At 62.8% G+C, this 25,166-nt stretch carries 30 protein-coding genes; 15 read left to right on the plus strand and 15 right to left on the minus strand.

Features of this window, described 5'->3' with window-relative positions:
• Window positions 1-23: 23 nt before the first annotated feature.
• From JI749_RS12270 to JI749_RS12305, 8 genes are all read right to left on the minus strand, one after another.
• Window positions 24-809: an SDR family NAD(P)-dependent oxidoreductase gene (locus JI749_RS12270; protein WP_201654193.1), complete on the minus strand. Its 786-nt coding sequence runs from the start codon at window positions 807-809 to the stop codon at window positions 24-26.
• Between the two features lie 93 nt (window positions 810-902).
• Entirely contained in the window at window positions 903-1,289 is a 387-nt protein-coding gene (locus tag JI749_RS12275; RefSeq protein WP_201654196.1) for a DUF2155 domain-containing protein, read from the minus strand.
• A gap of 52 nt (window positions 1,290-1,341) precedes the next feature.
• Window positions 1,342-1,725, minus strand: a complete 384-nt coding sequence (locus JI749_RS12280) for an NADH:ubiquinone oxidoreductase subunit NDUFA12 (protein WP_201662792.1) — start codon at window positions 1,723-1,725, stop codon at window positions 1,342-1,344.
• Window positions 1,726-1,843: 118 nt separating this feature from the next.
• On the minus strand, window positions 1,844-2,410 hold the full coding sequence (locus JI749_RS12285; protein ID WP_201654199.1) for a DJ-1/PfpI family protein: 567 nt from the start codon (window positions 2,408-2,410) through the stop codon (window positions 1,844-1,846).
• 89 nt (window positions 2,411-2,499) lie between these two features.
• Complete coding sequence (locus JI749_RS17540; RefSeq protein WP_267911643.1) at window positions 2,500-3,048, minus strand: GNAT family N-acetyltransferase; 549 nt, start codon at window positions 3,046-3,048, stop codon at window positions 2,500-2,502.
• A 118-nt stretch (window positions 3,049-3,166) separates the two neighbouring features.
• Entirely contained in the window at window positions 3,167-4,213 is a 1,047-nt protein-coding gene (locus tag JI749_RS12295) for an acyltransferase family protein (protein ID WP_201654205.1), read from the minus strand.
• A 459-nt stretch (window positions 4,214-4,672) separates the two neighbouring features.
• Window positions 4,673-5,203 carry a DUF4142 domain-containing protein gene (locus JI749_RS12300; RefSeq protein WP_201654208.1) on the minus strand — a complete coding sequence of 177 codons (531 nt, stop codon included), beginning with the start codon at window positions 5,201-5,203 and terminating at the stop codon, window positions 4,673-4,675.
• A gap of 107 nt (window positions 5,204-5,310) precedes the next feature.
• Window positions 5,311-5,889, minus strand: coding sequence for a TetR/AcrR family transcriptional regulator (locus JI749_RS12305; RefSeq protein WP_201654211.1), 579 nt, complete (start codon window positions 5,887-5,889; stop codon window positions 5,311-5,313).
• An 86-nt stretch (window positions 5,890-5,975) separates the two neighbouring features.
• Here JI749_RS12305 and JI749_RS12310 point away from each other — a divergent pair, with 86 nt between their 5' ends.
• The 10 genes from JI749_RS12310 to JI749_RS12355 all read left to right on the plus strand — a co-directional run bounded on the left by JI749_RS12310 (window position 5,976) and on the right by JI749_RS12355 (window position 17,156).
• The gene (locus JI749_RS12310; RefSeq protein ID WP_201654214.1) at window positions 5,976-6,767 is read left to right on the plus strand and encodes an APH(3') family aminoglycoside O-phosphotransferase; all 792 of its coding nucleotides are present in this window, start codon (window positions 5,976-5,978) and stop codon (window positions 6,765-6,767) included.
• Window positions 6,767-7,951, plus strand: a complete 1,185-nt coding sequence (locus tag JI749_RS12315) for an MFS transporter (RefSeq protein WP_201654217.1) — start codon at window positions 6,767-6,769, stop codon at window positions 7,949-7,951. The genes JI749_RS12310 and JI749_RS12315 overlap by 1 nt, the downstream gene beginning before the upstream one ends.
• A 568-nt stretch (window positions 7,952-8,519) precedes the next feature.
• Window positions 8,520-12,242: a vitamin B12-dependent ribonucleotide reductase gene (locus JI749_RS12320; protein ID WP_201654220.1), complete on the plus strand. Its 3,723-nt coding sequence runs from the start codon at window positions 8,520-8,522 to the stop codon at window positions 12,240-12,242.
• 193 nt (window positions 12,243-12,435) lie between these two features.
• Window positions 12,436-13,107, plus strand: coding sequence for a hypothetical protein (locus JI749_RS12325; RefSeq protein ID WP_201654222.1), 672 nt, complete (start codon window positions 12,436-12,438; stop codon window positions 13,105-13,107).
• Window positions 13,104-13,604 (plus strand): hypothetical protein, encoded by a 501-nt coding sequence (locus JI749_RS12330; protein WP_201654225.1) that lies wholly within the window; start codon window positions 13,104-13,106, stop codon window positions 13,602-13,604. The genes JI749_RS12325 and JI749_RS12330 overlap by 4 nt, the downstream gene beginning before the upstream one ends.
• 623 nt (window positions 13,605-14,227) lie before the next feature.
• The gene (locus tag JI749_RS12335; protein WP_201654229.1) at window positions 14,228-14,461 is read left to right on the plus strand and encodes an NAD(P)-binding domain-containing protein; all 234 of its coding nucleotides are present in this window, start codon (window positions 14,228-14,230) and stop codon (window positions 14,459-14,461) included.
• Between the two features lie 144 nt (window positions 14,462-14,605).
• The gene (locus tag JI749_RS12340; protein ID WP_201654232.1) at window positions 14,606-14,929 is read left to right on the plus strand and encodes a hypothetical protein; all 324 of its coding nucleotides are present in this window, start codon (window positions 14,606-14,608) and stop codon (window positions 14,927-14,929) included.
• A gap of 367 nt (window positions 14,930-15,296) precedes the next feature.
• The gene (locus JI749_RS12345) at window positions 15,297-15,893 is read left to right on the plus strand and encodes an NADPH-dependent F420 reductase (protein WP_201654234.1); all 597 of its coding nucleotides are present in this window, start codon (window positions 15,297-15,299) and stop codon (window positions 15,891-15,893) included.
• Between the two features lie 74 nt (window positions 15,894-15,967).
• Window positions 15,968-16,564, plus strand: coding sequence for a class I SAM-dependent methyltransferase (locus JI749_RS12350; RefSeq protein ID WP_201654237.1), 597 nt, complete (start codon window positions 15,968-15,970; stop codon window positions 16,562-16,564).
• Between the two features lie 88 nt (window positions 16,565-16,652).
• Window positions 16,653-17,156: a nucleoside kinase gene (locus JI749_RS12355; protein ID WP_201654240.1), complete on the plus strand. Its 504-nt coding sequence runs from the start codon at window positions 16,653-16,655 to the stop codon at window positions 17,154-17,156.
• A 16-nt stretch (window positions 17,157-17,172) separates the two neighbouring features.
• Here JI749_RS12355 and JI749_RS12360 read toward each other — a convergent pair whose 3' ends face one another.
• Entirely contained in the window at window positions 17,173-17,781 is a 609-nt protein-coding gene (locus JI749_RS12360) for a hypothetical protein (RefSeq protein ID WP_201662795.1), read from the minus strand.
• 109 nt (window positions 17,782-17,890) lie between these two features.
• Complete coding sequence (locus JI749_RS12365; protein WP_201654243.1) at window positions 17,891-18,475, minus strand: SOS response-associated peptidase; 585 nt, start codon at window positions 18,473-18,475, stop codon at window positions 17,891-17,893.
• 109 nt (window positions 18,476-18,584) lie between these two features.
• On the opposite strand from JI749_RS12365, the gene JI749_RS12370 reads away from it, so the two are divergent.
• Entirely contained in the window at window positions 18,585-19,808 is a 1,224-nt protein-coding gene (locus tag JI749_RS12370; RefSeq protein WP_201654246.1) for an MFS transporter, read from the plus strand.
• Here the strand turns inward: JI749_RS12370 and JI749_RS12375 are convergent.
• Window positions 19,805-21,157 carry an MFS transporter gene (locus tag JI749_RS12375; RefSeq protein ID WP_201654249.1) on the minus strand — a complete coding sequence of 451 codons (1,353 nt, stop codon included), beginning with the start codon at window positions 21,155-21,157 and terminating at the stop codon, window positions 19,805-19,807. The genes JI749_RS12370 and JI749_RS12375 overlap by 4 nt on opposite strands.
• A gap of 251 nt (window positions 21,158-21,408) precedes the next feature.
• Here JI749_RS12375 and JI749_RS12380 point away from each other — a divergent pair, with 251 nt between their 5' ends.
• Window positions 21,409-21,567, plus strand: coding sequence for a DUF2934 domain-containing protein (locus JI749_RS12380; RefSeq protein ID WP_233280744.1), 159 nt, complete (start codon window positions 21,409-21,411; stop codon window positions 21,565-21,567).
• A gap of 28 nt (window positions 21,568-21,595) precedes the next feature.
• Here the strand turns inward: JI749_RS12380 and JI749_RS12385 are convergent, their stop codons facing one another.
• Complete coding sequence (locus JI749_RS12385) at window positions 21,596-21,895, minus strand: hypothetical protein (RefSeq protein WP_201654255.1); 300 nt, start codon at window positions 21,893-21,895, stop codon at window positions 21,596-21,598.
• A 127-nt stretch (window positions 21,896-22,022) separates the two neighbouring features.
• On the opposite strand from JI749_RS12385, the gene JI749_RS12390 reads away from it, so the two are divergent.
• Entirely contained in the window at window positions 22,023-22,607 is a 585-nt protein-coding gene (locus JI749_RS12390; protein ID WP_201654258.1) for a 5'-methylthioadenosine/S-adenosylhomocysteine nucleosidase, read from the plus strand.
• Here the strand turns inward: JI749_RS12390 and JI749_RS12395 are convergent.
• Complete coding sequence (locus JI749_RS12395) at window positions 22,604-22,930, minus strand: hypothetical protein (RefSeq protein WP_201654261.1); 327 nt, start codon at window positions 22,928-22,930, stop codon at window positions 22,604-22,606. The two genes, JI749_RS12390 and JI749_RS12395, sit on opposite strands and share 4 nt — an antisense overlap.
• A 179-nt stretch (window positions 22,931-23,109) precedes the next feature.
• On the opposite strand from JI749_RS12395, the gene JI749_RS12400 reads away from it, so the two are divergent.
• Both JI749_RS12400 and JI749_RS12405 read left to right on the plus strand, forming a co-directional pair.
• The gene (locus JI749_RS12400) at window positions 23,110-23,442 is read left to right on the plus strand and encodes a hypothetical protein (protein ID WP_201654264.1); all 333 of its coding nucleotides are present in this window, start codon (window positions 23,110-23,112) and stop codon (window positions 23,440-23,442) included.
• A gap of 98 nt (window positions 23,443-23,540) precedes the next feature.
• A complete protein-coding gene (locus JI749_RS12405) occupies window positions 23,541-24,017 on the plus strand; it encodes a cell wall hydrolase (RefSeq protein WP_201654267.1) in 477 nt (158 codons plus the stop codon).
• Window positions 24,018-24,021: 4 nt separating this feature from the next.
• On the opposite strand, the gene JI749_RS12410 is transcribed toward JI749_RS12405, so the two are convergent.
• Both JI749_RS12410 and JI749_RS12415 read right to left on the minus strand, forming a co-directional pair.
• On the minus strand, window positions 24,022-24,492 hold the full coding sequence (locus JI749_RS12410) for a hypothetical protein (RefSeq protein ID WP_201654270.1): 471 nt from the start codon (window positions 24,490-24,492) through the stop codon (window positions 24,022-24,024).
• Window positions 24,493-24,578: 86 nt separating this feature from the next.
• Window positions 24,579-25,145, minus strand: a complete 567-nt coding sequence (locus tag JI749_RS12415; protein ID WP_201654273.1) for a DUF2076 domain-containing protein — start codon at window positions 25,143-25,145, stop codon at window positions 24,579-24,581.
• Between the last annotated feature and the right edge of the window lie 21 nt (window positions 25,146-25,166).

A 25,166-nucleotide genomic window follows, 5' to 3' on the forward strand; every position in this document is an offset into this window, starting at 1 on the left:
CCTGCCCCGCTTGATCGCACTTGCTAGTCGATCAGCGCACCGCCCGTCGCATTGGCAAAGGTCGCCGTCATGCCGGCGGCTAGGTCGCTCGATAGCAGCGTGGCCGCGTCGGCCACCTGCGCCAGCGCCGTCACCCGGCCCAGGGGCACACCACTGCCCCACTCCGCCGACAGTTCCTCGAACGTCTTCCCCGTGGCGTCGGCATGCTGCTGCCAGGCGTCGCGCACGCCCGGCGCGTCCGGCGACCCTGGCGAGCGCACCCAGCAGACGCGAACACCCTGCTTGCCCACTTCCTGGCCCAGTTGGCGCAGGAAATTTTCCACTGCCGCGCAGGCAATGCCGAAGCCGCCGACATTGGCCATCGTCACGCGCCCGACATTGGCCGTGATGCCCACGATCACGCCCCCGCCATGCTCGGCCATGTGCCGCGCGACGATGGTGCCGGTATGGAACCAGGTGCGCATGCCTCCGATGACCGGCATCATCACCGCGTCATAGCCCATCTCCGACATGTGCATGCCCTGCACGTCGTCCCAGACCACGCTGTTGAACATTACCTTGACCGGCCCCAGCCGCGCCGAGACATCATTGAGATGGGCTTCGATGGAGGCCGGGTCGCGCGCATCCACCAGCGTCACCTCCGCCTTGCCGCCGGCTGCACGAATATCCCCCGCCACCGCCTCCAGCGGCGTCCGATTGCGCGCCGCCAGCACCACATGGGCACCCTCCCGGGCATAGGCCCTGGCCACCGCGCCACCGACCGCGCCACTGCCGCCATAAACGATGGCGGTCTTGTTCTCAAGCAACATGGATTTTCCTCTGATCTGCCCGCAGCCTCGTGCCGCGGCGCCCCGAGGTCAAGGACGCCGCTCGCTTGTTGCCACCGACATCAATGTCGAAAATTACCGCTGGTCGGGCGGCGGCACGTCGGTGCTGGTTTTGCACTCGATCAGCCACACGTCGTAGATGGCGTGGTCCACCGCATTGAGCGCCGGGCTGTCGGCAAACATCCAGCCGGTGAAGATCCGCTTGGACACCCCGGTCAGGCTGCGCTGGTCGACCTCGAGGAAGGCAGAGACGCGCTGTGTTTCGGTCGGCGGGCGGTTGTAGCAGGCGCGCGGGGTGATCTCGAGCGCCCCAAAGAGCACCGTCTCGTCGATATAGACGTCGAAGCGGGTAATGCGGCCGGTGATCTTGTCGAGGCCGGCAAAGGTCGCAACCGGATTGGCAATCGGCTGCGCGGTGGCAGGCAGCGCAAACATGGCCAGCCCCAGCAGTGGAGCCAGCATCTTGAAGACTTTCGGGACGGATGACCGGCTCAGGCGCAAGGCGCCGCTGTCCTTATTCAGGCGACCAGGCGTCGTAGTCGCCGGTGACGCGCGGGCGCTCGCCTTTGTTGAGCAGGCTGCCATCGGGACGGTAGGCCGCGGCAGTGCCCGTCAGGTTGGGGTGGTGCGGCTTTTCCCAGGCGCGGGGGACGTAGTTGCTCTTGGATGGCACGACATCGGTGCGATAGTGCATCCAGCCATACCAGCCGGGCGGAATGGCCGAGGCGTCGGCCAGGCCGGCATAGGTCACATAGCGCCGGTCGGCCTTGCGATCCTGGTAATACCGGTTGCCGAATTCATCGCTGCCGACATAGGTGCCGAAACGCCGGATCCACAGCCGTGTGCCCCACGTATTGCCGCTCCACCAGGAGAAGATTTCAGTGAGGAAGCTCTTGATACCGGGTTTGGCCAATTGTCGATTCCGCCGTCGAATATGCGAGTTGAGGCGGGTTTATCATGGTGCAGGGTGCCAGCCTAGCCCTTGCGGGATGGTGTGATCGGAAATCGACCGCGCCTCACGCCGCCTGGTGTTCCCCGCTGAGCATGGCCGGTATTTCGCCCGCCTTGGCCCGGTCGAGTCCAGCCGCCGCCAGTACCTCCATGGCAAAGCTGGCCGGCATCGGTGCGGCGGCGGTGATGATATAGCCATCCCGCAGGGCCATGGGTTGATCCACATAATGCCCGGCGCCCTTGTAAGCGCTGGCGAACTGGTCGAGGTAGCCCGGCCCGTTGGAGGTATGACGCACCTGGTCCAGAAGTCCGGCACGCGCCAAGGCAACCGTTCCGCCACAGATGCCGGCGATCACGCAGCCTGCCGCCTTGGCCTGGCGCAGGCGCTCGCTCAAGTCGGGCGGGTTGTCACCTTCGAAAGCTGGGCCACCGCAAACCACGACCACGCCGTCGTTCGGCGGTTCAAACCGGTCGGTGTCGGCCATGGTCAGGCCCGCGACCGAGGTGACTGACCCGCCGTGCGGTGACGCAAAGCGGATATCGGCGCCGTAGAAGGCCCGGCCCACGCCGGCCAGGGGCGCAATCTCCCAGTCCGAATAGCCCTCGGCGATAACTATGGTGATTGGCTTCATCCCGCACCTCCATTCCTTCGGCATCAGCGAATTCAGGCCAGCGTTGAACGTCCTGTAACGTTCAAGGTTCCTGTCCGGGCGGTATAGGGCTACACCGCACGATGAACGCCAAACGCGCTGAAGCCCAATTTTTCGATGGCGCGCCGCGATGCTGTGTTGAGGGTCAAAGAGCCAATAAAGGCTTCCGACCCGCCCTGGGAAAAGAACTCGGCCAGGATATGGGACATGAGAGCGACATAAACGCCCCGCCGCCTGAACTCCCGATTTGTGGTGAACCCGGTCAGGAGCATGGAGCCTGTGGGAATGCTCTCCGTCGTCCCCGTCTCGCCAATATGCCAGCGACCGTCTTCTGGAATCTCGGAAAATCCCCGCCCAGCCACTTCACCATCAATGAGCAGCAAGTAACACGTACGCGGTGATGACCTGTCACTTGCAGCAGACCGTTCCGGAGCAGCTTCAACCCGCCAGCCTCCTCGCGTTGCTGGTGCCGGCAGGAAGGCATCCCGTGTCAATCGATAGGCCGTCACCGACCGGTTCGCCTTTAAGGCTAGGCGAACTCTCCAGGCTAGTGCGTTGGCAGTTCCCGTCACCCCCCGGCGGTGCAACGAGCCAAGCAACTTGGCAATACGACTAGCCATGGGTCCTCGTGTTTTCGGTCCCAATGTGCTTCACTACTCACGGCACATCGCTAGAACCGGGGGCGACTTATACCCGCGCCCTCGCTTCGTTGCAAAAGCGCTCGCAGGAAGCGTGGCACTATGCGGGAACGCGCGCGCGGCTGCTGCGGCGTTTGTGGTTCAGGTATTCGGTCAGAGGTTTTTCCACCCACCAGTAGACCAAGAGCCCCACCGCAGCGCTAGCGGTTAAGCCAGCAACCGACAGGGTTGTCCACTGCAAGGCGCCAGTCAGCGGCAATTTTCGCCACACCTGTGCAATCGCTGAGAGTGCAAGGCTATGGGACAAATAGAGCGAGTAAGAAGCGTCTCCCATGAGTTGGACAAAGCCCAGTCGAGGAACGCCACCATTCGCCTCCCAAAGCACCGCACCCAGCAGGATCAGCGCTGCGGGGACACCTAGCACAACGAAACGCCAAGGACTGATGATGGTGCCGTCCAGCGGCAGCGGGAGACGCCACAGCAACAGAGCCATACCTAGGCCCAAGACTGCCGCACAGACCGTCCGTGATACGCGGATATGATCCGAGGCCACTGCGATCCCGATGCCAAACAAGAATTCGACCAGCATCGATGACGTCCACACTTTCAAGATCGGCATACTGGGGTTCAGTAAAACACCCAGTACCACCAAGCCCAATATCGCCAGCGAGATTGCAGCAAGCCTGCGGCTGATAGGGAGTACCAGCGTTGCGCCAAACAGGACGTAGAAGAACATTTCGAAATTCAGCGTCCAGCCCGGATTCAACAGCGGTGTAATGGTGCCATCGGCAGGGCTAGTATACGGAAGGAACAAGTATGACGCGACCACATGGCCCACATCAAACTTTGTACTTTGCAACACGGACGGAATAGCCAGAGCAATTGCCACAATTACGCTGGTGAAGAGCCAGTACATCGGGACGATGCGGATAATTCGGCGGGTGTAGAAGTCGGCGGGGGTCCCAGGCTTCGTTCCAGACGCCTTCCACATCACGAAGCCACTGATGGCAAAAAACAGATCCACGCCGGCCGCAAGAAAGCTAGGCCACCAGCCTTCATAACCCAGCCGGTCAACTTGCAAATGAAGATGGTAGACGACAATCGAGAGGGCGGCGACACCACGCAGATACTGCACGGACAAAAACACTGTGTGCTCGCTCCAAGACCTTGCCTTGATTGACTAAATATCACTCTGCGCAGCACAAAGCCAGCGTCGAGGCGTAACCATAGGTACTCTCGCTCGGTTGGTCAGACTGCACACATTCAAGAAGCGCCCCTACCGGGGCGGGCAGAAACTTGTCCTTCGTCATACGGTAGGTAGCGACCGACCTGTTCGCCTTGAAGGCCAGCCGGAGCTTCCAGATCGCGGTTTCGATGGTTCCGCGCATTCCGCGGCCGTGGAGGGATTTCAGCAACTTGGCAAGTGGTGCAGCCATGGGGCCTGATGGGGCGGGTCGGACAGGCACGCCAGCGACGGCCCTGCTACTCGACTTATGTCCCAGGACGGCTTGGTCTTCAACGGCTGCTACAGGTCAACACTGGCGCCATGGACGGCCCTCATGAACAAGCAAAGCGCAGGGGGCGCTGGCCCCCTGGCTTCATCCTGTTAGTGGCCGGCAAGCGCGTGCACATGTTCCTGGTGCTGCTTGAGCGTCGGCAGGGTCTTGGTGGCAAACGCCTTCAGCGGCCCCTCGGCACCGTCGGTCGAATAGCCCTCGAACAAGGCCACGGCCTCGTCATGCGCCTGGGCCTGCGCCTGGATATAGGCTGCATCGAACGCTTCGCCCTCGAGACCCTCCAGTTCATCCACGATCTGCTGGTGACGGTCATCCAGCGCGGTCGCTGGCGCGGCGCCCTCTTCCTCAGCCGCAGCGGTCATTTCCTGCGCCGCCTTTGTGTGATCGGCAATCATCTGGTCGGCAAAGGCCTTGACCTCTTCGCTGGTCGCCCGCTCCTTGGCCATTGTGCTGGTCTCGAGCTCAAACAGGTTGCTGACCGAAGCCATGGTGGCAAACTGGGCGGGATCGGTGGTTGAGGCAGCCGCGGCCGGTGCGGCAGTTGCGGAGCCATTATCCTGGGCAAAGACTGGAGCCGCGATCATAAGCGCGGTCGTCAGCATGAGGGCACGAATTAACATTGCAATCTCCTCGATAGGGTGGGCAGTCCCAATCGATGAAGGACATTTCCGATCCATCACGATCGCAGGTTACTTCCTTCGACCGATACGGATGAGGGCTGGCAACGTCAGGTCTTAGTCCGCAGCCCCGCCATGATGGCCGAGATCACCCGATCCTTCTGGGCGTCGGTCGCGCCCGCCAGGCCCTGAATATGGAGGCCCTGGTCCAGCGTCTGCAGCATCTTGCCCAGGCCCGACACATTGCTGCCGGCCGCGATCTCGCCCCTTGCCAGTGCGTTGGCCAGGTTCCCGGCATAGAGCGCTTCGATTTCCTCGCTGGCGGCGAGCGCCTTGCCGTATGCAGCGTCTGGAACAGTGTCGCGCTGGGTCAGGGTGTTGATCATGAAGCAGCCGTAGTACTCGCTGCCATATTGGAGGGCGCGCAGCACCGCTTCGATATTGTCCAGCCCGAGCGGCTGGCGGGTGAGGATATCGCGGTACTGGGCCAGCAGGTAGCCCAAGAACCGCTCCAACGCGGCTTCGTAGAGCCCGGCCTTGCCGCCGAATTCCTTGTAGAGGCTGAAGCGGTTGAGCCCTGTGTGCTCCACCAGCGCTGCAAGATGGGCACCCTCATAGCCTAGCCGCCAGAACAGCGACATCGCCTTGTCCAGCACATCGCCGCGATCATAGCTCCTGGGTCGCGCCATCTATAACAGACCGATCATTCTGAAACACATTGACCACGGGCTTGGCCGGGGTTATTCACCTATCGTTCTGAAACAGGAATCGCCGGATGTCCACTTCTTTCACCGCTGGCCCTGCCCTGCCCGCACGGTTGGCGTCGCTGCTGGGTGAAGATCGGCAGGAGATCACCCTGGGTCGTTCCGGCGCGCTCGTCTGGCGGTTTGCCGGCAAGGAGGATAGCGAGGCGCTTTTCCTCAAGGCCGATGCGGTCGATCCGCTGAGCGAACTGCCAGGAGAGGCGGAGCGTCTCCGTTGGCTGGCCACGACCACTGTGGCGGGACCCCGGTTGCGCGCCAGTTTTGCCGAGAGCGGATACAACTGGCTGCTGATGACCGCCCTGCCCGGCACCGACCTGACTCACCTGGTCGAGCGGCCAGAGCAATTGCGTAACGTGCTGGCTACGGGTTTGCGGGCGTTGCACGCACTCGATCCATCCAGCTGCCCCTTTGATCGGCGGCTTGATGCCAAGCTGGCCTCGGGCGCTGCCAATCTTTTTGCCGGACGCGTCGATGAAACCGATTTCGACGAGTCGCGCCTGGGCTGGACAGGCCACCAGGTGCTCGACTGGCTGCACGCCCACCGGCCGGCCGGCGAGGATCTCGTTGTCGCACACGGCGATGCCAGCCTGCCCAATGTCATGGCGCAGGATGACGCCTTTGCCGGTGTCGTCGATTGCGGCCGCCTGGGGGTTGCCGACCGCTGGCAGGACTTGGCCATCGCCTGTCGCAGCCTTATCTACAATTGCGGCCGGGAGCATGTGGCGCCCTTCCTCGACGCCTATGGCGCCGAGTGGGACGAGGAGCGCTACCGCTACTACTGCACGCTTGACGAGCTGTTCTGATGGGCAGCCTGCGGCGTTTCCTGGCCGCCTACTACGCCTACGTGTTTCTGTTCGACTTCATGCTGGCCTATGCCGTTTACACGGCCCTGTTTGCGCTGGAGGGCATTTCGGTCGCCGAGATCGGTATGCTGCTGGCCTTCTGGTCTGCTTCAGCCATTGTCCTCGAAATGCCCAGCGGCGCCCTCTCCGACCATTTCGACCGCAGGACCCTGCTGGTGGTGGCGCCGTTGCTCAAGGCGCTGACCTTCGTCTGCTGGGGCTTGGCGCAGGGGAAGTTCTGGCTCTATGGCCTGGGTTTCCTGTTCTGGAGCGCCGGCCAGGCGATGCAGTCGGGCACCCGCGAGGCCCTGCTTTATGAGCGCCTGGGGGCCGCCGGACGCGGCGACGAGTTCGACAAGGTGCTGGGGCGCGACAATGCCGCCGAGGGACTGGGCATCGGCGCGGGCGCATTGCTTGGCGGGTTGGTCGCCCAGTATGACATGGACTGGGCCATATGGCTGTCCATCCCGCCGCTGCTGCTGGGCGCCGCCCTCGCCCTTGGGCTGCGCGATGTCCGGCAGGCCCGGGTGACGGAAGCCGGCGACACGCCGATTACCTATCTCTCCCATTTCGCGGACGCGATCGGCGAGTTCCGCCGCCACGCCGATCTGCGCTTCGTCACCGTCTATATGTCTGTCGGGCTGATTGCTTTCGAACTGCTCGAGGAATTCGACCAGCTCTATTACCTTGCGGTGGCTGTGCCGATCTGGCTCTGGGGCGTGCTGGCCGGTGGCGTCGAGCTTGTCTATGCCTATGCCAGCGTCGCGGCGCATCGCCTGGCCGGCCGGCGCTGGCTGGCCTGGGCCCTGCCCTTGCTCGGTGGCGCGCTGTTGGTCGTCGCGGCGCTGGGCAACAGCCCCTGGTATGTGCTGGCGCTCGAGCTGGCCTATGTCGCCATTGCCCCGGTTGCGGTGCTCGCCGAGGCCCGCTTCCACCGCGTCATGGACGGAACCAGCCGTGCCACCACCACCTCGGCGCTGATCATGGCGGAAAACATCGTCGGCATTGGCGCGACCCTGCTGTTCGGCTTTCTCGCCGATCGGCTCGGCATCCTCCCCGCCTATGGCTGGGCGGGCCTTGCCATGGTGCCCGTCGCGCTCTGGGTATGGTCTGGCCACCGCCGCGGCATGCGTGCCATCGACTAGGCCTGGTGCCCGGCTGTCAAATCCACAGGGGGCCACAATCGGGCCAAAATTTCTGCGCTTGACACCTTTTGGTGCAACCGATTCTGGCAATTTGGCGCATGGTGAACGCTCGATTAATGCGCATCGGCAATCGACGATCATCAAGGATTCTCGCGGCCTTAGCGGCAGTTTCTCGGCTCGCATAAGCCCGGTTCAACCGCTGCCTGAAGCGGGGTAAAACTTGTCCGGCAAGGCTCGGTTTTCCTTGCAGTTTGTCCCCACAATTCACATATTAGGCCTACTAGTGGTTGTCGTGATGACCACCCCCACCACTAGAACTTGTGATTTCTGGCGTTGACGCGTCATCTGAATCGGCAGAGTGTTTTCGACGGCCCACAGCACTCCCTGTTGCGGGCAAGTCCTCGGCAAGAGCGCTGGCACATAGACCGGCGCGACACTGGGGCACAGGCAAGATTTTGAGCCCGCAACCCGGGCTCGGTTGGTGAGCGTCAACACAGATTTGGATGAGAAGCCGTCCGTCGGCTCGCGGGTACTGCTGTGCCCGCCATATTGGGGAATACACACGACTATGCGCATTGAACGTCGCTTTACGACCGCCAACCAGGATCGCTACGCGTCGATCGAATTCCGCTCGGCCACGAGCGAGATTCGTAACCCCGATGGGTCGGTGGTGTTCAAGCTCGAGAATATCGCCATCCCCGCCGGCTGGTCGCAGGTCGCCGCCGACATCATCGCGCAGAAGTATTTCCGCAAGGCCGGCGTCGCCAAGGTCCTCAAGAAGGTAGAAGAAAATTCCGTGCCGTCCTGGCTGTGGCGCTCCGTCCCCGACGAAGCTGCGCTCGCCAAGCTGCCCGAAGCCGAGCGTTATGGCTCGGAGATGGATTCCCGCCAGGTCTTCGATCGCCTGGCCGGCACTTGGACCTATTGGGGCTGGAAGGGCGGCTATTTCGCCTCCGAGGAAGATGCCCTCGCCTTCCGCGACGAACTGGCCTTCATGCTCGCCACGCAACGCGTTGCCCCCAATAGCCCGCAATGGTTCAACACCGGCCTGCACTGGGCCTACGGCATCGATGGCCCCGGCCAGGGGCACTTCTATGTCGACCCCTTCACCCACAAGCTCGTTTCGTCCAAGTCGAGCTACGAGCATCCGCAGCCGCATGCCTGCTTCATCCAGTCGGTCAATGACGACCTGGTCAACGAAAACGGCATCATGGACCTCTGGGTCCGCGAGGCGCGCCTGTTCAAGTACGGCTCGGGCACCGGCACCAATTTCTCGGCGCTGCGCGGCGCCGGCGAAAAGCTCTCGGGCGGCGGCAAGTCGTCCGGCCTGATGAGCTTCCTCAAGATCGGCGATCGCGCGGCCGGCGCCATCAAGTCGGGCGGCACCACCCGCCGCGCCGCCAAGATGGTCGTGCTCGATATCGATCACCCGGACGTCGAGGAATACATCAACTGGAAGGTCAAGGAGGAGCAGAAGGTCGCCGCCCTCGTGACCGGCTCCAAGGTCGTCAGCAAGCATCTCAAGGCCATCATGAAGGCCGCCGTGAACTGCGAAGGTTCGGGCGACGACTGCTTCGACGTGGCCAAGAACCCCGCCCTCAAGCGCGAAGTCCGCGCCGCCAAGAAGGCGCTGGTGCCGGAAAACTACATCTTCCGCGTCATCCAGTTCGCCAAGCAGGGCTATACCGATATCGAATTCCCGGTCTACGACACCGATTGGGACAGCGAAGCCTACCTCACCGTTTCCGGCCAGAATTCCAACAATTCCGTCCGCGTCACCGATGACTTCCTGCGCGCCGTCGAAGGCGATGGCGACTGGCAGCTCAAGGCCCGCCAGTCCGGCAAGGTCACCAAGACCCTCAAGGCCCGCGATCTGTGGGAACAGGTCGGCTATGCCGCCTGGGCCTCGGCCGACCCTGGTATCCAGTATCACACCACCATCAACGAGTGGCACACCAGCCCGGAAGCCGGTCCGATCAATGCATCGAACCCGTGCTCGGAATACATGTTCCTCGACGACACCGCCTGCAACCTGGCCTCGGTGAACTTGCTGCCCTACCGTAACCAGGACGGCACTTTCGACACCGCCGCCTACGAGCACACCGTCCGCCTCTGGACCATCGTGCTCGAAATCTCGGTGATGATGGCCCAGTTCCCCTCGCGCGCCATTGCCGAACGCTCGTTCGAATACCGCACGCTGGGCATCGGCTACGCCAATATCGGCGGCCTGCTGATGACCTCGGGCATCCCCTATGACTCCGCCGAAGGCCGCGCCATTGCCGGCGCCGTCACGGCCATCATGACCGGCGTTTCCTACGCCACCTCGGCCGAAATGGCCAAGGAGCTCGGCGCCTTCAAGGACTACAAGCGCAACGCCAAGCACATGCTGCGCGTCATCCGCAACCACCGCAACGCCGCCCATGGCAATGCCACCGGCTACGAAGCCCTCAGCATCAATCCGGTCCCGCTCGACCACGGCAACATCAAGGACGCTGCTCTATCCGAGCGCGCCAAGGCCGCCTGGGACAATGCCCTGGCGCTGGGCGAGAAGCATGGCTACCGCAATGCCCAGGTCTCGGTGATCGCCCCGACCGGCACGATCGGCCTGGTCATGGATTGCGACACCACCGGCATCGAGCCCGATTTCGCCTTGGTGAAGTTCAAGAAGCTGGCAGGCGGAGGCTACTTCAAGATCATCAACCGCGCCGTGCCCCCGGCCCTGCGCACCCTCGGCTATTCGGAATCCCAGATCGCCGAGATGGAGGCCTATGCGGTCGGCCATGGCAACCTCAACCAGGCGCCGGGCGTGAACCCGTCGACGCTCCGCGCCAAGGGCTTCACCGATGACAAGATCGAGGCGCTGAACAAGGCCCTGGTCTCGGCCTTCGACATCAAGTTCGTCTTCAACCAGTGGACCTTGGGCGTCGATTTCCTCAAGTCGCTCGGCGTCACCGACGAGCAGATGAACGACTTCTCCTTCGAGCTGCTGCCCTTCCTGGGCTTCTCGAAGAAGGACATCGAGGCCGCCAATCTCCACGTCGTCGGCGCCATGACGCTCGAGGGTGCCCCGCACCTCAAGGCCGAGCATCTGCCGGTCTTCGATTGCGCCACGCCTTGCGGCAAGATCGGCAAGCGCTACCTCTCGGTCGAGTCGCACATCCTGATGATGGCTGCCGCCCAGCCCTTCATCTCGGGCGCCATCTCCAAGACCATCAACATGCCCAACGACGCCACCGTCGAAGAGGCCAAGGAAGCCTACATGCTGAGCTGGCGCCTGGCCCTCAAGGCCAATGCGCTCTATCGCGACGGCTCCAAGCTCAGCCAGCCGCTGAATTCCTCGGTCCTGGCAGCCGCCGACGAGGATGACGAGGAAGACGCCGTCGAAGATCTGGTCTCGATGAACGCCGCCGCCCGCGTGCCGGTCATCGCCGAAAAGATCGTCGAGCGCATCATCGAGCGCGAAGTCGAAGTCCGCTCGCGCGAAAAGATGCCCGATCGCCGCAAGGGTTATACCCAGAAGGCCGTCGTGGGCGGCCACAAGGTCTATGTCCGCACCGGTGAATATGACGATGGCCGCCTCGGCGAGATCTTCATCGACATGCACAAGGAAGGCGCCGCCTTCCGCGCCATGATGAACAACTTCGCCATCGCCATTTCGCTGGGCCTGCAATATGGCGTGCCGCTGGACGAATATGTGGAGGCCTTCACCTTCACCCGCTTCGAGCCGGCCGGCATGGTCATGGGCAATGATCGGATCAAGTCGGCGACCTCGATCCTCGACTACGTGTTCCGCGAACTGGCCGTCTCCTATCTCGATCGGGACGACCTGGCCCACGTCAATCCCGATAGCCCGACTTCGCTCGGCAAGGGCGTTGCCGAGGAGAAGGGTGCGCGCGGCCCCGCCGCGACCGCCCCTGCCCCGGTGCCCGCCGAGCGCTTTGTCTCCCGCGGCATGACCCGCGGCCGCGTGGCCAACAAGAACCTGATGATCGTCTCGGGCGACAATCAGTTCACGCCGACCCAGGCCATGCAGACCTCAACCGTGACGGCCCTGCGCTCCGCAACGGCCCTCAAGCAGGACACCCAGCTCGCCCCGGCAGCTTTTGCCCCGGCCGAACTGAACCCCATCCCGAACCCGCCGACCCAAAAGGACGCGGGCCTGCTGCGGGCCGAGGCCCAGATGAAGGGCTATACGGGCGACCAGTGCACCGAGTGCCACAACTTCACCATGGTGCGGAACGGCACGTGCCTGAAGTGCGATACCTGCGGGACGACGACTGGTTGTAGTTGAGACGCGGGGCATCGTCGCCACCCCCCACTCTCTTGAGCGTTGCTAAAAAGGCCCAACCTTTAAGGTTGGGCCTTTTTTGTGTCACTCCAACCGCCTATCTCGCCATCGTCAGCACAAGACCAAATTGTCCACGAACACCAAAGGATTGTTAAGATGGCGAGAAGTATTCTAGGGTGGTGTCGGGGGATTCCAAATGGCCAGACAGTTCCGCTTCAGCAGCGCCCAGTTGAACGGCTTTCGGACGTTGGCGGCTGTCACCACGGACGCATGGATATCCGCGACGGGGGCACTCGATGAAGCTGGCCTCACCACCCTAACGCGTGGAACGCTTCGAAACTCGTTGCAAAAATCCGGCGCCGCAGCAACTGAGCTCGAAACGATCCTTGACGCTATCCTTTTGCTCAGGACGATCGCAGGTCGGTATTTCGCCTCAGTCTCTGACATAATGGATGACGTCATCGGATCCATCACAGACGAGGACTGCGCACGATCACTTACAGAAAAAAAGAGTTTCATTGCCGAATTTGCTAACCATGAGCAAGTGAAGGTCGTAAACGACTCTGCACGCCTGGCGCGAGATCAGTACACTGGCCTGACAAACATTGATCTTGAGATAGACTCGCGAGCTATATTTGCTGGCTACAATGAAAAAAGCTCTTTGGTCGGAATGACTTCGTTTTTCCTGATGAGGATAGACTATTCGCGAGGAGGGGAGGCCAAATTTTTGTCTCTTGCTTGTGATTTGGATGATCTCGAGCGCTTGGAAAACGCTATAGGCTTGGTGAAGCAAAAGGCTCGAAACTTGGAGGAGGGACTGGCTAAAAGCGGAATACTCTCAGCTATCCTAACCGAAGAAGAAAAATGAATTACGCTGCCCGAAGAAACCAAGAGTTTTATGATAGGCCCACCCAGCCTGCACGTGTCGATCTATTTTGGGACAATGTAAATGTGGATGTTTCCCGCGTGGACGCGATAGTTGGCGTAACACCTACAACATTACGTGCCAAAATTGACTTCGGTCGCCCACGAAAAGATGTTGACCGAGCAGACATTCCTATTGAAATGCTTGGAACTAGCGTCACACCTAGGCAGTACTTGAATACGTTTCCGAGGGTGATTACTAATTTCTCTTGGTTGCTCACCGGGATGGCTATATTTTCGACCGGTTGCGCCCTTTACATGTCTAGCAAAGATGCAACTGTTCGATGGGATGTCATCTCGGCCTCCCTGGCCTTCGCGGCCATCGCGGTGGGGATGCGCCTCATCAATCGGAAAGTAGAGCGCGTCTTGAACTCAGACCTGACAGAGCAGGATAAAGCTCAAATCAAAATGATGCTACGCGAAATAAGAAAGTACCGATAGATTGGGCGTCGCTACCGGTTCACTATACATTGCTATATGGACCTTCGTTGCTTCGATACTCGTATCGGCTTTCGTGTATTTTTTTCTACCCCCGACTGCCGTGGCATTCTTGGAAGAAATGTCGCCTGCCAGAATAATACTGACAGTAAATATCGGCATATTTACTGCCGTGGGGATACTCGCGATTTTTTTGATTTTTCGAACCCTTGACGAAGATCAAGCGTTTTCGATGGTACTAAGAGGGATCGTATTCACAGCGCCATTCGCCCTGCTTTTTGAGATGACATGTATACCATCAATTATTGACCTAAAATTTACAGCCGAAATCGTGAACCTGCAGAACAGTACTACGGGAAGCTTCGTTTTCGACGGCGGGGCATGCAGAGTAAACACCCTACCATATGTAAGCATAACTCTCATTGCAGGCTCCACAATTCTAATGATCGCAAAAATCGCATTTCAAGCGTGGATACGAGTCGCTACAATCATGACTCATGGATCCGGGCAGTAGCATCAGGCGGTGCTGAGCGGCGCCTTCGCTGTGAAGTCCGCTTCGAACCGTCACGCCGCGCCTAGTTTGCGTACACAGCCTCCTGTCGGAGCATTCGATAAGTGTCGCCCCCATGAACATCTCCGTATTCGGCACCGGTGAAGTCGGCTCCGCCGTCGCCACAAAACTCAAATCCCTCGGCCACGACACCGTCTTCGGCTCGCGCCATCCCGGCAGCGACCGCGACGGCATTCCCGTCCTCACCCACGCCGATGCCGCCGCGCATGGCGGCTTGATCGTCAATGCTATCAGTGGCGAAGACGCGATGGCGACGCTGGTGCCGCTCGACCTTGCCGCTCCTCTCTGACCCCTCCCCCTCCCGTCCACCATTCCCACGCCCGTTCGTTTGCAAATAGGTCCCAATTGCAACATTCTGCGTAGGGACGAGAGCTGACTTGTCCCCGCCGTCCGCTCCGCGGCTACACTCGGCGGTCAACCCAAGGGGACCACCATGCCTGCGCCGCTCAGCACCCGCACTATCCGCGCCTATCGTCGCCTCGCCAAGCCGCTGGCGGCCTTGATGAAAGTCACGCGCAGCAAGGCCGCGGGTCCCGTCGGCCCGGCCACCGTGGCCCGCTGCAACGCCGTGATCGCGGCGGCCAATGCCATCTTTTCCCGCGAGCGCGATTTCGGCCGCCTGCCGTCCCTCCCCGCGCAGCCGCTCTCGGCCCTCGACCTGGCGCTGGTGGTCGATGAACTGACCATCGCCGCCCTGCGCTTCGAGGAGCGCTATCCCGAGCTCGATTCCTCCGCGCCGTCATCGATGCCGCGCTGAAACGAGAGAACTTATCCCCGCCTCGATTTCCCGTGCCATGATGCGCTCATTCCCGCCGCTCACGCGGTGCCGACGAAGCGCCGGGCGGGGAGATGGGTGGATCGGGGTCGCCTGGTCCAGGCAGGGGAAACCCGGCAGCTGCGCTTGCGACACAGCGTACCTGGCCCGAACCTGCCCAAAACCCCAGTCGTGTGAAGCGGCTTTCGCCTCTTCAATAACTCAATCAGGCGGCGCAAGCCGTCCGGGGCGAAAGCCGCTTCATGCCGTGTAACCGCGAGGCGAAAGCCCGGGCGGCGCATCGGCACGCCGCTGCATCCTCGACGGCGGGCGCGCGTTAGAACCCACGTTTCCGCAAGAGGCCCGCCCCATGAACATCTCCGTATTCGGCACTGGTGAAGTCGGCTCCGCCGTCGCCAGCAAGCTCAACTCCCTCGGTCACGACGTGGTCTTCGGCTCGCGCCATCCCGGCGGCGACCGCGACGGCATCCCCGTTCTCAGCCATGTCGATGCCGCCGCGCATGGCGACTGGATCGTCAATGCCCTCCATGGCGAGGACGCGATGGCGACGCTGGTGCCGCTCGACCAGGCCGGCAGGCTCCTGGTCGATATCGGCAACTGGCGCTCCGCCATCGACAGCCCGATCGTGGAGACTTTGGGCGAAAGCCTGCAGCGCGCTTTGCCCCGCACGCGCGTGGTCAAGGCCATGAACTTCCCCAGCGCCCAGCTGATGGGCCATCCCGAAAAGCTCGACGGCAACCACAGCATCTTCCTCGCCGCCGACGATGCCGCCGCCCGCGCCGAGGTCAAAAACCTGCTCGAAAGCTTTGGCTGGCTGGATATCATCGACCTGGGCGATCTCACCGCCTGCCGCGCCATGGAATCCCTGGCGCCGATGTGGATCCGCCTCAACGAAAAACTCGGCCATGTCTGGTTCAACCTCCACGTGGTCCGCAACGACAGCTGAGCCGCTACCGCCGAGACTCGCCCTGGGCCACTGGCATGCTACAAGCAGCCGCAGCGCAGCAGCACGGACATCGCATGAACACCCGCGCCTTCTGGAACTCCGAAGCCACCACCTTTGACGATGCGGCCGATCATGGCCTGCGCGATCCGGCACTGCGGGCCCGCTGGGGCGAACTCCTCCGCCGCCTGCTGCCGTCAGGTGGCCGTGTGCTCGATATCGGTTGCGGCACGGGTAGCCTCAGCCTGCTGCTGGCCGAGGCCGGCTACGCGGTCAGCGGCGTGGACTTTGCCCCTGCCATGGTCGAGCGGGCTCGCGCCAAGGCTGCGGCGGGCGGGTTCGACATCCAATTCGCCGTCGGCGATGCCGCCGATCCGCAGTTTGCTGCCGAAAGCTTCGACATCGTCCTGGGCCGCCACATCCTCTGGGCCATCCCCGATGTCCCCACAAGCGCGGTGCTCGAGCGCTGGACCACCCTGCTCCGCCCCGGCGGCAGCCTGGTGCTGATCGAGGGCTTCTGGCATACCGGCGCCGGCCTCCGGCAATCCGCCGTTCTCGATGCTCTGCCACCCAATCTCACCGTCATCCACACTGAAGACATCGCCGCCGATCCCCGGCTCTGGGACGAAGCGGTCACCGACGAACGCTATGCTGTCCGGGCCGATAAGAGCTGAATGGCTCGCACCGGGCCGGGCGGCGTCTTGGCACGCCCGTCGGCAGCCGCTATAGCGCGCCCAGATCAAGCTGGGGGAATGAAGCCGCATGGGCCGCAGGAACTACCTTATCGAGGGCAGTTCGGGCGCGGGCAAGACCACCATTGCCACCGAGCTTGAACGGCGCGGCTACCATGCCGTGCATGGCGATCGCGTCCTCGCCTACCAAGGCGATCCGGAAACCGGCGAGCGGGTCACGCCGCCGCCGGGCGACCTTGATTTCCTCAACGACCATCATATCTGGGACCTGGGCAAGGTGCTGGCCATCCTGGCCGATCCGACCCATGAAATGACCTTTTTCTGCGGCGGCTCGCGCAACTGGCACAAGTTCATCCACCGCCTCGATGGCGTGTTCCTGCTCCAGCTGGATCGGGCCACGCTGGAGCGCCGCATGGACCTGCGCGTCAACGAATGGGGCTCCGAGCCGGACGAGCGGGCCATGGTGATGGCGCTGCATGAAAGCGGCCGCAACCAGCCCAGGGAGGGCATCCGGATCGACGCCACACGGCCGCTGGCCGAGGTCGTCGACACCATCCTCGCCCATTGCCGCTGACGGAAGGGGCGGCCGGTCAGCCGAGAAGATTTTCCCGCGCAAAGGCGGCCCAGCCGACCAGTTCGACCTCCTCGCCGCCGGCCTGCCTGGGCGCCTGCGCGGCCCGGGCCAGCCTGCGGGTCCAGGCGGCGCGGCGCCGGTTTTCGGGGGCAGTCTCGGCATCCTGCTCGCGCCAGTCGACGATCCGGCCGCTATCGAGCAGGTCTTCCACCAGCAGCGGATCGAATACATGGAAGGTGATCTTGCGGGCCCGGCCGCGCAGCTTCACCGTCCGCGTGCCGGCGCTGGGCAGCCGCCCATCCTTAAGCCAGCGATGGCGCTCGGAGGTCTTGATGGAAAGGATGTCCTCGATCTCGCGCGGGATGACCGGCAGCGTCTCGATGCCTTCGAGCGCCTTGGTCACCAGGCTTGCCGCACCGGCAAAGGCCGCGGCGTCGCTTTCGGGCATGGTCAGCGTCAGTAGGCCGGCCCTCAGGTCCAGCGCCCGGCGCTGCGCCAGCGGCATGCGGGCGCGGATTTCGAGCAGGATGCCCCTGGCGCGCACCGACGAGCCCAGCGTCGCGGCCGCCGGCAGCGGCCAGGTCTGGCTGATCGTGGGCTCACCGGGGTCTTTCTTCTTGCTCATGTGGCCCAGATAGGCGAATGGCCTCGCGGCTGCAACGCGCGAAACGCGAACGTGACCGCGGCGGGACTTGTACCCGGCCGCAGCGCTCATGCCATGATGGCGCGTCGCGCTAGTCGCTGCCCTCGCGGACGACTTCGACCACCAGAGTACCCGCCGGGAGGGGCCGGAGCAGTTCGGCTTCCGGCCGGGTCAGGAACAGCCAGGCCGCCCAGTCGTCCGGATGCAGCACGCAGACCTGCCGGTCATGGATCGGGGCAATATCGGGACCCGGCGCCGTGGTCAGCATGGTGAAGCTCAGGGCCCCCTCCCCGTCCTCGCTCCACAGCCCCGCTATCCCCATGACAGGCGAATCCCGGAGCACGAAGCGGTGCTTGGTTTTGGGATATTTGGTCCCGGTGAATTCGAAGAAGCCGGACAGCACGATGACGCAGCGGCGGCTGTCGGCGAAGCTGCGGCCGTCGGACTTGAAGTTGAATATCGGGCCGGCCTTGGGCCGCGGCGGCGGAAAGCCGAAGCGCATGGTCACCAGCTCGACGCCATTGCCCTTGGCGCGCAGCACCGGGCCGCTATCGCCGATGCGGATATCATCGGCGGGCAGAAGCGCCGCGTCTTCGCCCGTGCTTGCCAGCTCCAGCGCCGCGATGGCCTTGGCATAGGCTGCCTGGCTCACATGCTGTTCGTAGTCGTTGCACATGCAGGGAAAGGCCTGAAGCTGATCGCGCCAAAAATGTTACTCGCGCATTGTCGACTTGCCCAGCCACCATTCGTCTATTGTGAGCAAAACGCATCGAGGAGCGGGGCAAATGGAAAACCGGTATGGCTGGGTCATCGTGGCGGCGGGGGCGCTGATCACCTGCGTGGCAATGGGGGCAATGTTTGCCCTACCCGTCTATCTGCAGCCGATGGCCGACGAAACGGGATGGAGCCGTGCCGGCATTTCACTGGCCATGACCTTCGCCTTCATCGTCATGGGCGTCGCCGGCTTCGGCTGGGGCACGGTCACCGATCGCATCGGGCCACGACCGGTCGTGCTGATCGGTTCGATCATGCTGGGGGTCGGGCTGTTCGTCGCCAGCCGGGCGCCGAACCTGCTGTTGTTCCAGATTGCCTATGGCGGCCTCTGCGGTGCGTCGGTCGGCGCGTTCTTCGCCCCCATCATGGCGACGACCTTGGCCTGGTTCGACAAGCATCGCAGCCTTGCAGTCTCGCTGGTGTCGATCGGCGGCGGCGTTGCGCCCATGGTGGTGACGCCGCTGGCGAGCGTTTTGATCTCCACCTATGGCTGGCGCAGCGCCATGCTGATGGTGGCCATCGCGGTCTGGGCCATCCTGGTCCCCGCCACGTTCCTGATCCGCCGGGCACCCGCGGCCCTCAGCGCACAACCGGCGCCCCAGGCAGCGGTTTCCGCCGGCGGACCCGCCCCGCGCTCGGCGCTGTCGACGACCTTGCGCTCGCCCCAGTTCATCGTCCTCGCCGCGGTATTCTGCCTGTGCTGCGCCGCGCATTCGGGGCCGATCTTTCACACGGTCAGCTATGCCATGCTGTGCGGCGCGACTTCGCTGGCGGCCGCCAGCATCTATAGCGTGGAGGGACTGGCCGGGCTGGTTGGGCGGCTGCTGTTTGGTTTCATGGGCGACCGCTTCGGCGTCAAGCGCGTCATCGTAGGGGGATTGGTGCTGCAGGCTGCAGGCATCTACACGTATATCTATCTCACCGAGATCTCCCAGTTCTACATGCTGGCAAGCGTCCTGGGCCTGGCCTATGGCGGCGTCATGCCGCTTTATGCCGTGCTTGCCCGCGACTATTTCCCGCCACAGGTGATGGGCACGGTGCTTGGCGGCATCACCATGCTCTCGAGCATCGGGATGGCGATCGGTCCGATCGGCGGGGGCTGGATATTCGACACGTTCGGCGACTACCACTGGCTCTATGTGAGCTCAGCCGCCATCGGCCTTGGAGCAGCCCTGGTTGCGCTGACCTTCCCGCGGCCATCGGTGCCGCAGGCCGGCCAACTGCAACCCGCCTAGGCGGGACTGGCGACGGCGGCACCGCCACCGGTGTCGTCGTCATCGGGCGCGTTGGCATAAGCGCGGGAGAGCTGGCGATATTGCGGCGAGTTCAACGCGATCAGCGTCACGATCACGCCGACAATCCCGGCAATGGTGAAGACCAGTGCGATGCCGCGATCAGGTCCCGTACCGAACCACGAGCCAATCGCATCGGCTCCGGCGCCATCGGTCATGAAGGGGATGACGACGAACTGGGTCAGCGGCCCGATCAGGAAGGCGGTCAGCGGCGAAGCCGACTGCTCGACCGATTGGGCAAAGCCGAAGACCCGGCCCTGTCGCTCGAGCGGTACCACCTTTTGCAGGGTGGTGTGCTCGGCCGCTTCCGCGAACGGGCCGAGGAACATCCAGACCAGGCAGCCACCGGCCAGCAGCCAGATGGAGGGCTGGATGGTGAAGAAGCAGCAGGCGGTCCAGGTGATGAGATTGACCAGCAGGAGGGTCCGCAGCGGGTTCTTGCCCAGGCCCGTCTTGCTGATCACGATGCCGCTGACAATGAAGGCACAGGACAGGCCGCCGAACAGCAAGCCCCAGACCTGCACCGAAACCAGCGACAGACCATAGGCATCGAGCAGCGCCATGAAGATGCCGCCCAGGAAATTGTTGAAGGTGGCAAAGAAGATCAGCGCGAACAGGCCCGGCACAGCGGCAATAACTGCAATGGTGCCCTTGAGATCGACGCGCTTGGGTTCGCCGGTTTCGCCTTCAGCCGGAACCGGTCGGCCCTCGTCGATATGGACGAAATGCAAGTGCGCGAAGGCCAGCAGCGTCAGCACGAGCGCCAGCACCATGGTCGCCAGCATACCGCCCCAGGCGACAAGAAAGCCCGATATCACCGAGGTGGTCAGGAAACCGATGCCGCCGACCATGCCGACCAGGCCATTGGCCTTGTCGCGCTCATCTTCGGGGATGAGGATGGTGACCAGCGTCGGCAGGGCAATCGAGCGGATATTGCCGGCAATGACGCCCAGCATGATCAGCAGGACGAAGGCCCAGAGATACCAGCCATAGGGATTGGTGAACGCCCCTTCGGGTTCGAAGAGGACCATGGCGAGCGATACGGTATAGAAGATCGCCGAGACTACGCTCGAGCCCATCATCACAAGCTTCTTGGCATTGTGGTCCACCAGGCTGCCAAGCCAGATGCCGAAGGCGGCGGTGAAAATAAGGTACACGCCGGCAATCATGCCCGTAGCAAAAACCGATTTTGTCTCGAGATAGACCCAAAAGGTCAGCGCAAACCACACCGTGAAATTGGTGATGTTGGCCACCAGGTTGTTGGCCAGGATTTGATGAAATGGCTTGAACATTCTTTCGCCTCAGGCTCGTCCGCACGCCAAGCTATTGGCACGGGGGGATTATACAACCCGTATCGGCACAAGCGGACAGACTTTGTCAGCAGTCACCGTTACGGAGATAGCGGGCCCACGCGGCCTGCCGATCACCGGAACGACGTTCACACGCAAGGCAATCCGACCCATTCCCTAAAATTCATCTGGTGGAAACCATGCCAGGGCATGCTGGTGAAATAGTCAGCGTGAGGTTACCAATGGAAGACCAGGTGAGACGCCGTGCCTACGAATTGTGGGAGGCGGATGGCCGTCCGCATGGGCAGGATCAGCAGTATTGGTTCAGGGCCATGGCCGAGCTTGCCGCCGAAGCAGCCAAGACCATCAAGCCGCCGCGCAAACGGGCTTCGCGCGTCAAGAAGGCCGCATAGGGGTGAAACCGGCGCCTCGGGCGCCGGTTCAATGGCCCATCAGGTGGGGCCAATAGACATCACTGTCGAAGTCCTGCGGGATGGGTGACAGGCGAGAAATCGCCTTGGCGGCGAATTCCACCTGCATGGCGAAGTGCCTGATGTCGTCGGGCATGGGACGCCCGGTGATGAATTCGCGGGTTCGCCACTCGTCGATGCGGCAGGCCCGCAGGCGGCGCCGGGCTTCTGCTTCCACATCCTCGACAAACACCGAGCCCGCTGCAGTTCCAGACCCATGCCGTCCTGGCTCGGTCCATTCCCTGCTACCCTCAATCACGGCGAAACGCACTTTGGTCCCCTGATGCCTTGCAGCATGCCTTCTGGCGCTGCCTCACGTCATCAGACTGTCACAGGGCCCTTACCGAACTGGTAACGCGGCGCTTGGAAACTGGCGCCGCCATGCTAGCCTGCGGACCATGACCATTCTCTATGTGATGGCTGCCCAGGCGGAGTATGGACCGCACTTGCGCGCCCGTATCACGCCGCTGATGACCGGCGTTGGGCCGGTGGAGGCGGCGATCGCCGTGACGCGCGCACTGTACGAGGCGCAGCACGGCGGTTCGCTCCCCAAGTTGGTCGTGTCTCTGGGCTCGGCCGGTTCACGTAAGCTCGAGCAATGCGGGCTATACCAGGCAAGCAGCGTTTCCTATCGCGACATGGATGCGTCGCCGCTGGGATTCCCGAAGGGCCAGACCCCGTTCCTCGACCTTCCGCCGGTGCTGCCGCTGACTGTATTTCCCGGGCTGCCCACTGCGACGCTTTCAACCGGCGCGGATATCGTTTCCGGCGCCGCCTATGATGCGATAGTGGCCGACATGGTCGATATGGAGACCTACGCGGTGCTGCGGGCATGCCAGAGCTTTGGCGTTCCCCTGCCGGCCCTGCGCGGCATTTCCGACGGCGCCGCCGAACTTGCCCATATCGGCGACTGGACGCAGTACCTCCATGTCATCGACCAGAAGCTGGCGGCGGCCATCGACCTGATCGAGGCCAGCGTCTAGCGGGTGCCGGCCTTCTTGTCGCGGCGGGCGCGGCTCCAGGTGCTCCACTTGCGCGTACCGCGGACAATCCCCGAATTGACGGGACCCTGCAGGAAGACAAGGTCAAGGGCCAGCAGCAAAAGGCCAAGCGGCAGCATCCAGATGCCCAGGACGGGCAGGAAGCTGAAAATGCCCCCCAGGATCAGCAGGAAGCCAAGCGGAATGCGGACCCAGCGGGCTTCGGGGCGGCGAATGCGCTCCAGCATGCGGGCGGCAACACCTGGAATGCGGCGCTGCAGGCGGTCGAACTGTCGGTTCAGGCGGGCGTGGCTCTTGGTTGCCATATGTGTCCCCTTCTCTGGCAGGTAAACTGCATCTGGGGTCCGACTGAGGTCTTTCCAAGGTCGGAGCGGTCACATTTCTGCGGGAACGGACTTGGAAAGCACGTCGGAAGTGCACGGGCTCGGAACTTCCCGGCGCAAGGCGAGTTGAGCCAGCACCGCCAAACAAGGAGCGTCACACCATGGCCACATCAGCAAAACGTGCCCTCAAATCCGTCGAGGAAGCAAGCGATAGCGTGACGGACGCGCTGACGGACCAGATCGCAGCGCTCCGCAGGGACATTGCGGCAATATCGGAGGCCGTGGCTGAATATGGTGGCCAGTCGCTAAGCGATCTGCAGCACAATGCCGTCGCGCTGGCCAAGGAAGTGCGCCAGGGCAGCGCGCTGGTGGCACGTCAGGTCAACCGCCAAGCGGGCGTTGCCGGAAAGGCGATCCAGGAAAACCCGGTGCCGACCCTCGTTGTCCTGGGCACCATTGCCCTGCTCTCGGCGCTCATTTTCAGGCGCGACTAGCATTGCCGTTTCGTTAACCGTCCGGGTCAGACTTTCCTTAAGTCTGTTGCGGCATTTTCGGTCTGACTTGCACAATTGCAACAGACCGGAGCTGCCTCATGGCTCTCACCAAAGCCGTCCTGCGCTTCGCCGCCCTTGCCGTAGCAGCCACCAGTCTGGGTGGCTGCAGCTTTCTCGGCCTCAATTTCGGCATGGCGCAGCTTTCCGAGAAGGAATGCATGATGCGCGCCATGTATTTCGAATCCAACAGATCCAGTTCGGAGGGCATGCTGGCGGTGGGCACGGTGGTGATGAACCGCCTCAAGGACCCGCGCTACCCCAAGACCGTCTGCGGCGTGGTGGGCCAGAAGAACCAGTTCGCCCAAGGCGTGCTCACGCGCAAGATGACTGACAGCGGGGCCGTGCTGGCGTCGCAGGTCGCCGACCAGGTGTTGCGCGGCGCACGGCATCCGGGCGTGCAGAATGCGCAGCATTTCCATACGGCGGGCCTGCGCTTTCCCTATAACAACATGTATTACGTGCTCGAAGCGGGCGGCAACGAATTCTACGAGAAGCGGACGCCCGGTACGTTCTAGCTTGTCATTTCGCCTGGACGAGGGCGCGGCTCAGGAAGAAGCCATGGCCGTCCTGCCGGGCGCAGGTCAGCCCCCGCCGTTCGGAGAGGCACTGGAATGGCCCGAGCGTGACCACGTGGTCATACTGGAATTTCTGGGTGAGCGAGCAGCAGGACGCATCGCCGACATCCTCGACCAGGTAACCATCGTCCTGCCCGCCGAGAATTGCGCGAACATAGTTCGCCTCGACTCGGTCGCACTGGATCTCGGCCAGCCCATCCCAGGTCTGATAGACGGAGGTGCCACCTTCGGGCGTATAGACGCAGCCGATATTGCCTGAAGGCATGACGAACACTACCTGGCCCTCGTCATTGGCTTGGAAGTGCTGCACTTCGAACGCCCGGGCAGGTACACCCAGCAACACCGCCACAGTGGCGAACCCAGCAAAGACCAGCGAATTGCGCAGCAATGCGCGGCGTTGACGAATGGTGAGCATGGCCATGACCCTCAGTGGCGTTGCGATATGCCCGGGTATGGCTGAATTGGGCTGAACGGGCGCTGGGGTGCCCGTTCAGGTGCGGTTTAGAAATCGCCGCCGATGTCGAAGTCGCCGCCGCCGAAATCGTCGCCGCCGGCATCGAAATCCTGGTCCTGGTCGGATGACTGATCGGCAGAATTGTCGGCATTGTGCTCGTGGGCATGGGCGCCCCCGGTCAGCATCCCGGCGATGGCGCTGCCCAGCAGCACGCCGCCGGCTACGCCCATCGCGGTCTGCGCCGCGCCGGCCAGGAAGCCGCCGCCTTGGCCACGACGACCATCATACTCGTCCTGCGGCCCCCGATCCCAGGGTCCCCTTCGAGCGGGACGCCGCGGGGCCGGTGGTTCGTCGCCTCCAAACAGGCCGCCCAGAAAGCCGCCTGAGGGCCGCTGGCTGGCCTCGAGCTGCTCGATGCGCTCCTGGGCCTGGCGCAGGGCCTCTTCCTGAATCAGAATGGTCTGGGCCATGTAGTAGGGGGCAGGCGGAAATTCGCGCAGCCGCTGCTGAATGAGCCCTTCGGCGTCCCGGTCGCGCGGCTGGCTGTTGCGCGCCACGTCTTCGATCCGGTCGAACAGGCCATCGATCGCCTGCTGGTCCTGCTGGTTCGGCATTTGCCCACTCCCTGGCGCAAG

It is taken from the genome of Devosia oryziradicis (genome assembly GCF_016698645.1).
GTDB classification, from domain to species: domain Bacteria; phylum Pseudomonadota; class Alphaproteobacteria; order Rhizobiales; family Devosiaceae; genus Devosia; species Devosia oryziradicis.

What these genes read in the sequence shown, in the direction of transcription:
- JI749_RS12400 (WP_201654264.1), top strand. Translation starts at nt 23,110, where the DNA reads ATGGCCACATCAGCAAAACGTGCCCTCAAATCCGTCGAGGAAGCAAGC.
- JI749_RS12360 (WP_201662795.1), bottom strand. Translation starts at nt 17,781, where the DNA reads ATGAGCAAGAAGAAAGACCCCGGTGAGCCCACGATCAGCCAGACCTGG.
- JI749_RS12275 (WP_201654196.1), bottom strand. Translation starts at nt 1,289, where the DNA reads ATGCTGGCTCCACTGCTGGGGCTGGCCATGTTTGCGCTGCCTGCCACC.
- JI749_RS12350 (WP_201654237.1), top strand. Translation starts at nt 15,968, where the DNA reads ATGAACACCCGCGCCTTCTGGAACTCCGAAGCCACCACCTTTGACGAT.
- JI749_RS12410 (WP_201654270.1), bottom strand. Translation starts at nt 24,492, where the DNA reads ATGCTCACCATTCGTCAACGCCGCGCATTGCTGCGCAATTCGCTGGTC.
- JI749_RS12285 (WP_201654199.1), bottom strand. Translation starts at nt 2,410, where the DNA reads ATGAAGCCAATCACCATAGTTATCGCCGAGGGCTATTCGGACTGGGAG.
- JI749_RS12395 (WP_201654261.1), bottom strand. Translation starts at nt 22,930, where the DNA reads ATGGCAACCAAGAGCCACGCCCGCCTGAACCGACAGTTCGACCGCCTG.
- JI749_RS12325 (WP_201654222.1), top strand. Translation starts at nt 12,436, where the DNA reads ATGGCCAGACAGTTCCGCTTCAGCAGCGCCCAGTTGAACGGCTTTCGG.
- JI749_RS12375 (WP_201654249.1), bottom strand. Translation starts at nt 21,157, where the DNA reads ATGTTCAAGCCATTTCATCAAATCCTGGCCAACAACCTGGTGGCCAAC.
- JI749_RS12315 (WP_201654217.1), top strand. Translation starts at nt 6,767, where the DNA reads ATGGGCAGCCTGCGGCGTTTCCTGGCCGCCTACTACGCCTACGTGTTT.
- JI749_RS12365 (WP_201654243.1), bottom strand. Translation starts at nt 18,475, where the DNA reads ATGTGCAACGACTACGAACAGCATGTGAGCCAGGCAGCCTATGCCAAG.
- JI749_RS12415 (WP_201654273.1), bottom strand. Translation starts at nt 25,145, where the DNA reads ATGCCGAACCAGCAGGACCAGCAGGCGATCGATGGCCTGTTCGACCGG.
- JI749_RS12405 (WP_201654267.1), top strand. Translation starts at nt 23,541, where the DNA reads ATGGCTCTCACCAAAGCCGTCCTGCGCTTCGCCGCCCTTGCCGTAGCA.
- JI749_RS12345 (WP_201654234.1), top strand. Translation starts at nt 15,297, where the DNA reads ATGAACATCTCCGTATTCGGCACTGGTGAAGTCGGCTCCGCCGTCGCC.
- JI749_RS12270 (WP_201654193.1), bottom strand. Translation starts at nt 809, where the DNA reads ATGTTGCTTGAGAACAAGACCGCCATCGTTTATGGCGGCAGTGGCGCG.
- JI749_RS12305 (WP_201654211.1), bottom strand. Translation starts at nt 5,889, where the DNA reads ATGGCGCGACCCAGGAGCTATGATCGCGGCGATGTGCTGGACAAGGCG.
- JI749_RS12300 (WP_201654208.1), bottom strand. Translation starts at nt 5,203, where the DNA reads ATGTTAATTCGTGCCCTCATGCTGACGACCGCGCTTATGATCGCGGCT.
- JI749_RS12355 (WP_201654240.1), top strand. Translation starts at nt 16,653, where the DNA reads ATGGGCCGCAGGAACTACCTTATCGAGGGCAGTTCGGGCGCGGGCAAG.
- JI749_RS12320 (WP_201654220.1), top strand. Translation starts at nt 8,520, where the DNA reads ATGCGCATTGAACGTCGCTTTACGACCGCCAACCAGGATCGCTACGCG.
- JI749_RS12340 (WP_201654232.1), top strand. Translation starts at nt 14,606, where the DNA reads ATGCCTGCGCCGCTCAGCACCCGCACTATCCGCGCCTATCGTCGCCTC.
- JI749_RS12335 (WP_201654229.1), top strand. Translation starts at nt 14,228, where the DNA reads ATGAACATCTCCGTATTCGGCACCGGTGAAGTCGGCTCCGCCGTCGCC.
- JI749_RS12310 (WP_201654214.1), top strand. Translation starts at nt 5,976, where the DNA reads ATGTCCACTTCTTTCACCGCTGGCCCTGCCCTGCCCGCACGGTTGGCG.
- JI749_RS12390 (WP_201654258.1), top strand. Translation starts at nt 22,023, where the DNA reads ATGACCATTCTCTATGTGATGGCTGCCCAGGCGGAGTATGGACCGCAC.
- JI749_RS12330 (WP_201654225.1), top strand. Translation starts at nt 13,104, where the DNA reads ATGAATTACGCTGCCCGAAGAAACCAAGAGTTTTATGATAGGCCCACC.
- JI749_RS12370 (WP_201654246.1), top strand. Translation starts at nt 18,585, where the DNA reads ATGGAAAACCGGTATGGCTGGGTCATCGTGGCGGCGGGGGCGCTGATC.
- JI749_RS17540 (WP_267911643.1), bottom strand. Translation starts at nt 3,048, where the DNA reads ATGGCTAGTCGTATTGCCAAGTTGCTTGGCTCGTTGCACCGCCGGGGG.